Here is a 6,038-nt window from a genome sequence, read left to right as displayed (position 1 = left end):
GCCCGGGCGCTGGGCATCGTCGGGCCGGCCTGAGCCGGATTCCGGCCCGAGCCGCGTCGGGCCGGGGTCAGGGCAGGGTGAGGATCTCGGCCCCGGTGTCGGTGACCACCAGGGTGTGCTCGAACTGCGCCGTCCACGACTTGTCCCGGGTGGTGATCGTCCAGCCGTCGTCCCACTGGTCCCACTCGATACCGCCGAGGGTGATCATCGGCTCGATGGTGAACGTCATGCCCTTCTCGATGACGGTGGTCACGCTCGGCTCGTCGTAGTGCAGGATCACCAGGCCGGAATGGAAGGTCCGGCCGATGCCGTGCCCGGTGTAGTCGCGCACGACGCCGTAGCCGAACCGCTTGGCGTACGACTCGATGACCCGGCCGATGACGTTGAGCTGCCGGCCCGGCGCCACCGCCTTGATCGCCCGGCGCAGCGCCTCGTGGGTCCGCTCGACGAGCAGCCGGTTCTCCTCGCTCACGTCGCCGGCCAGGTAGGTGGCGTTGGTGTCGCCGTGCACGCCGTCGATGTAGGCCGTCACGTCGATGTTGACGATGTCGCCGTCCTCGATGACCGTGGTGTCCGGGATGCCGTGACAGATCACCTCGTTCAGCGAGGTGCAGCAGGACTTGGGAAAGCCCTTGTAGCCCAGCGTGGACGGGTACGCGCCGTGGTCGCACAGGTACTCGTGGACGACCGCGTCGATCGCGTCGGTGGTCGTGCCCGGCTGCACCAGCCTGGATCCCTCCACCATGGCCCGGGCCGCCAGCCGGCTGGCCACCCGCATCCTCTCGATCACCTCCGGCGGCTGCACCCACGGGTCGGTGCTGGCCGCGGGGCCGGGACGGCCGACGTACTCCGGCCGGTCGATCGAGGCCGGAACCGCCCGGATCGGGGTGGACCGGCCGGGCTGCAGGGCGGTGCGCAACATGCCCCCGAGACTACGACGTGGGCGCGACCGGACCGGCGGTCAGGCCGGCACCGTGGCGAGCAGCGTGGCCGCGATCCGGTTCGTCTTGGCCGAGTCCTCGCCGCCGACGATGATCGCCGCGAACGCCATGTCGCCGCGGTAGCCCATCGTCCAGGCATGGGCGTGGATGCTGCCGTCGTCGGCCGCGAACTCGGCCGTCCCGGTCTTGGCGTGGGTGTCGCCGTAGCCCTCCAGGCCGGCGCCGGTCCCGCTGGCCACGACCGCGGCCATGAACGTCTGCACGCCCTGGACGGCCGCCGCCGGGATCGGCGGCGCGGGCTGGTCGACGGTCGTGGTCTGGCCGCGGATCAGCACCGGCATCGGCATGCTCCCGCGGGCCGCGGTGGCGGCCGCGAGCACCTCGCCGAACGGCGTCACCAGCACCTGACCCTGGCCGAAGCCGTTCTCGGCCTTCTGGATCGGCGAATCGGCGGGCGGCACCTTGCCGGTCAGCGTCGTCGCCCCGGGCATGACGAAGTCCAGGCCGATGCCGTAGGCGGCCGCCGCCTGGGGCAGCGCGTCGGCCGGCATCTGGGTGGCCAGGGAGGCGAAGGTCGTGTTGCACGACTGGGCGAACGTCTCGGTGACGTCCACGTCGCCCAGGGCGATGTCGCTGTGGTTGGTGATCTGCCGGCCCTGCACGTCCAGCACGCCCGGGCAGCCGGTCGGCTGTCCCGGGCTGATCAGGCCGCGTTCGAGCGCCGCCGTCGCCGTCACCACCTTGAACGTCGAACCCGGGGGGTACCGCCCGGTCAGGGCGGGGGTGCCCTGGGCGTTCGCCGCGGCGTTCTGGGCCACGGCCAACAGCTCGCCGGTCGATGGCTGCATGACCAGCAACGCGGCCGGCTGCGGCTGGTCGGCGATGGCCGCCTCGGCGGCCTGCTGGATGCCCGAATCCAGGGTCAGGGTGACCCGCTGCCCGGCGACCGCCGGATGGTCGTCCAGGGTCTCCAGCACCCCACCGGTGCTGTCCACGATGACCACCGACCAGCCGTCGGTGCCGCGCATCAGCGGCTCGGCGACCGGCGTCACCTGGCCCAGGATGGCCTTGGCGAAGTCCCGGGTCGGCGGCAGGTTCCGCACCTGGGACGGGAAGCTGAGCCCGGCAATCGCATCCAGCTGCGGCTTGACCGTCAGGAAATCGGGTTCCCGCAGGTTGGTCACCGTGTACCCGATGCTGGCCGGATCGGATGCGGGCGTGCCGTCCGCGCGCGCGCTCGCGGGGGCCGATCCGGACGCCGGATCCGCCGCGGACCCGGCGACCGGCGGGACCGGGGTCGAGGTGGTCGCGGCGGCCGCCTCGGCCTGCGCCTGGGCGACCCCGGCGACGATGCCCTCGACGGTCACGGTCGGGTCGATCGGTGCCAGCACGGGCACCAGGGCGGCCGCCGCGGCGGCGACGTCGGGGGTGCGGGCGGGCATCAGCACCACCGAGTAGACGGTGACGGGCTGGACGATCCGGTTGTTGTTGCGGTCGACCAGCACGCCGGGCTCGGCCGGCGTGGTCCGGGCGGCCAGGGTCTGCCGCTCCCCCAGCTTCGGATGGATCACCGAGGGCGTCCAGTCCAGCTCCCAGTCCCGGTTCTTCTTCCAGGTCCAGGTGGCCGGATAGGTCCACGTGCCGGCGTCCGGCAACTGCCAGTTGAACGTGACGGTGGCCGTCGCCTGGCTCCCGTCGCGGGTGATGTCGCCGGCGCTGATGGTCAGCTGCTCGGGACGCAGGTCGTTGCCGACCTCCTCCAGCATGACCGCCGCGGCCGCGGGACTGGTGGTCTCGTCGGCCGCGGTGTCGTAGTCCAGGTGCTGCCAGGCCGCGATCAGGGCGGCCATCCGCTCGGCCGGTCCGGGATCGCCGGCGTTCGGGTCCGAGCATCCCGCGACCACCACGAGCAGGGCCAGCGCGGCCGCCAGGGCCGGCCGGATCCGGCGGCGCGGTCGCCGTCTGCCCTCCCGCACCACCATGGCGTCCAGTATCCCCAGCGGAGCCCGGCCCCGGCGGCACGACATCCCCGCGGGCCGGATCGATCCGCCGATCTCACCCGGCTCGGACGGCGCCGGACCGGACACCGACCGGCATGATCGGGGCCATGGGACTTTTCCGACACCGCGACGACGGCCCGGCTCCCCGCCGCTATCAGATGCGCGAGAAGCTGCTCGCCATCGGTGACGACTACTGGATCGAGAACGAGCAGGGCGACAAGGTCTACAAGGTCAACGGCAAGGCGATCCGCTTCCGCGACACCTTCATCCTGGAGGACAACTCCGGCGGCGAGCTGGCCAAGATCCAGGAGAAGAAGCTCTCCGTGCGGGACAAGATGAAGATCGAGTGGGGCGGCACCGAGGCCGTCGTGCACAAGGCGCTGGTCGGCATCCGCGACCGCTTCGTCATCGACCCGGACAACGGCGAGAAACTGCACGCGCACGGCAATTTCGTCGACCACGAGTACGAGATAGAGCGGGACGGGAACACCATCGCGACGATCTCCAAGAAGTGGTTCCGGGTCCGCGACACCTACGGCGTCGAGATCGCCGCCGACGAGGACCAGCCGTTCATCCTGGCCGTCACCGTCTGCATCGACGAGATGGCCCGGGGCTGACCGGAGCCCCGTCCGCCCCCTCTACAGTGACCGGTGCGCCGCCGGGTCCGGCGGCGCCCCGACCACGGTGGGAGTGCGGCATGGGCAGCGAGGACGAGAAGCGGGCCGCGGCCCACGCCTCGGTCGACTTCGTCGAGAACGGCATGACCGTCGGGCTGGGCACCGGCTCGACCGTGGCCTACCTGCTGCCCGCGCTGGCCGCCCGGGCGCTGGACATCCGGTGCGTGGCCACCTCCCCCCGCACGGCCGACGCGGCGACCGCCCTTGGCCTGCGGGTTCTGGACTTCGACGCGGTCGACCGCTTCGACATCGCCATCGACGGCGCCGACCAGATCGCCCCGGACGGCTGGTTGATCAAGGGGGGCGGCGCGGCGCACACCCGCGAGAAGATCGTCGCCAACGCCGCCGACCGGTTCGTGGTGATCGCCGACTCGAGCAAGCCGGTCGCGGCCCTGCACGGATCGGTCCCGGTGGAGCTGATGGCCTACGGCCTGGCCGCGACGCTGCGCGAGCTGTCCGGCGTGGTCCTGCGGGACGTGCCCCGCAGCCCGGACGGCGGGGTGATCGGGGACTTCCACGGCGACCTGTCCGATCCGGCCGCGCTGGCCGCCCGGCTCAGCGGCGCCCCCGGGGTGGTCGACCACGGCCTCTTCGCGCCCTCGATGGTGCACGACGTGCTGATCGCCCGGGGCACGGAGGTCGAGCACCGGGTGATCGAGTCCTGACCCCGGCCCGCTCCCGCACCGAGTGTGCGGAAAGTGCCCCTTGCCGGGCCGGTTGAGGGCACCTGCTGCACACTCGGCTAGAACAACACGGACGCGAACGTGCCGACCTGCCGGAACCCGATGCGCTCGTAGCAGCGACGGGCCCGTACGTTGAAGTCGTTGACGTACAGGCTCGGCGTCCGGCCCAGATCACGCTGGATCGACCGGACGACCGCGGCCATCGCCGGGGCGGCCAGCCCGCGGCCGCGCAACTCCGGGTGCACCCAAACACCCTGGATCAGCGCGACCGACGGGGACAGCGAGCCGACCTCGGCATTTAACTTGACCGTGTCGCCGTCGAACCGCGGGTAGGCGCGCCCGGCGCCGATCAGCTCGCCGATCCGGGCCCGGTAGCTGCGGCCGTTGTCCCCGCCGCGGGGGTCGACCCCGACCTCCTCGGTGAACATCGCGACGGCGGCCGGGAAGTAGTGGTCGGCCTCGTGCGACCGCACCAGCCGCACGTGCGGGTCGGCCGGGCCGAGCGGGTCGGTCGGGCAGACCATCAGCGGCTGATCGGGCCGCAGCTCGCGGGCCGGACCCCACCGCGGCTCCAGCCGTTCCCACAACGCAAGCACCCGCTCGGCCGGCCCCAGGATCGTCGCGCAGCGGCGGCCGCGCCGGGCGGCGGTGTGCGCGAACGTGCGCATCGCCGACGCGTCGCCGGCCAGCGGCACCATCGAGGCCCCGGCGAACAGCAGGCCGTCGCGCCCCCCGCCGATGCCCCAGAACTGCCCGCCCATGGCGGCCTCGTTCATCCCGACCTGCTCGAACCGCGCGGCGATCATGCAGGCGGTCACCGGGTCGGCGGTGAGCACCCGGGACACCTGCGCGGCGTGCCCCGGACCGAGAATCCGGGAGAAACTCGCGGTCAGCATGCGTGGCCTTCGTGGGTCCGGCTGGCGAACCGGCACCGGAACGGCGCGGGTCCGGAAGGATCGTGAGCGGTGGGTAGGCCAAGGATGCCACGACCGGCCCGGATCACGAGGACTTCCGGGCCCCCGTCGGGGTGATCGCGCCGCGGCTCAGGCGTGCACCACGGTCGGTTCGCCGGACGGCACCCCCGCCGCGCGCAGGTCCTCGGCGATCCGCATGGCCTCCTCGATCAGCGTCTCGACGATCTGCGACTCCGGCACCGTCTTGATGACCTCGCCCTTGACGAAGATCTGGCCCTTGCCGTTGCCGGACGCGACGCCCAGGTCGGCCTCGCGGGCCTCGCCCGGTCCGTTCACCACGCAGCCCATCACGGCCACCCGCAGCGGCACATCCATGCCCTCGAGCCCGGCGGTGACCTGGTCGGCCAGCGTGTAGACGTCGACCTGGGCGCGGCCGCAGGACGGGCAGGAGACGATCTCCAGGCCCCGCTCCCGCAGGTTGAGCGATTCCAGGATCTGCAGGCCGACCTTGACCTCCTCGGCCGGCGGGGCCGACAGCGAGACCCGGATGGTGTCGCCGATGCCCTGGGACAGCAGCGCGCCGAAGGCCACGGCGGACTTGATGGTGCCCTGGAACGCCGGGCCGGCCTCGGTCACCCCAAGGTGCAGCGGGTAGTCGCACTGCTGGGCCAGCAGCTCGTACGCCCGCACCATGATCACCGGGTCGTTGTGCTTGACCGAGATCTTGATGTCGCGGAAGTCGTGCTCCTCGAACAGCGAGCACTCCCACAACGCGGACTCGACCAGCGCCTCCGGCGTGGCCTTGCCGTACTTGGCCAGCAGC

General features: G+C 72.3%; 6 protein-coding genes. 2 read left to right on the top strand and 4 right to left on the bottom strand.

Features of this window, described 5'->3' with window-relative positions; all coding sequences use genetic code 11:
- Positions 1–67: 67 nt before the first annotated feature.
- Positions 68–922: a type I methionyl aminopeptidase gene (gene map / locus ACOJUF_RS14355; protein ID WP_420122511.1), complete on the bottom strand. Its 855-nt coding sequence runs from the start codon at positions 920–922 to the stop codon at positions 68–70.
- Positions 923–961: 39 nt separating this feature from the next.
- Positions 962–2,923: a penicillin-binding transpeptidase domain-containing protein gene (locus tag ACOJUF_RS14350; RefSeq protein ID WP_420122510.1), complete on the bottom strand. Its 1,962-nt coding sequence runs from the start codon at positions 2,921–2,923 to the stop codon at positions 962–964.
- A 125-nt stretch (positions 2,924–3,048) separates the two neighbouring features.
- Between ACOJUF_RS14350 and ACOJUF_RS14345 the strand changes: the two genes are divergently transcribed.
- Both ACOJUF_RS14345 and rpiA read left to right on the top strand, forming a co-directional pair.
- Positions 3,049–3,558 (top strand): LURP-one-related/scramblase family protein, encoded by a 510-nt coding sequence (locus ACOJUF_RS14345; protein ID WP_420122509.1) that lies wholly within the window; start codon positions 3,049–3,051, stop codon positions 3,556–3,558.
- 80 nt (positions 3,559–3,638) lie between these two features.
- The gene (gene rpiA / locus ACOJUF_RS14340) at positions 3,639–4,283 is read left to right on the top strand and encodes a ribose-5-phosphate isomerase RpiA (RefSeq protein ID WP_420122508.1); all 645 of its coding nucleotides are present in this window, start codon (positions 3,639–3,641) and stop codon (positions 4,281–4,283) included.
- Positions 4,284–4,360: 77 nt separating this feature from the next.
- Here the strand turns inward: rpiA and ACOJUF_RS14335 are convergent, their stop codons facing one another.
- Both ACOJUF_RS14335 and ACOJUF_RS14330 read right to left on the bottom strand, forming a co-directional pair.
- Positions 4,361–5,197 carry a GNAT family N-acetyltransferase gene (locus ACOJUF_RS14335; RefSeq protein WP_420122507.1) on the bottom strand — a complete coding sequence of 279 codons (837 nt, stop codon included), beginning with the start codon at positions 5,195–5,197 and terminating at the stop codon, positions 4,361–4,363.
- Positions 5,198–5,344: 147 nt separating this feature from the next.
- The coding region (locus tag ACOJUF_RS14330) for a flavodoxin-dependent (E)-4-hydroxy-3-methylbut-2-enyl-diphosphate synthase (protein ID WP_420122506.1) at positions 5,345–6,038 on the bottom strand (694 nt) is incomplete at its 5' end.

It is taken from the genome of Nakamurella sp. (assembly GCF_048594475.1).
Taxonomy (GTDB): Bacteria; Actinomycetota; Actinomycetes; order Mycobacteriales; family Nakamurellaceae; genus Nakamurella.
The sequence above is the reverse complement of the archived record's forward strand: the minus strand, read 5'-3'. Positions and strand labels throughout refer to the sequence as shown.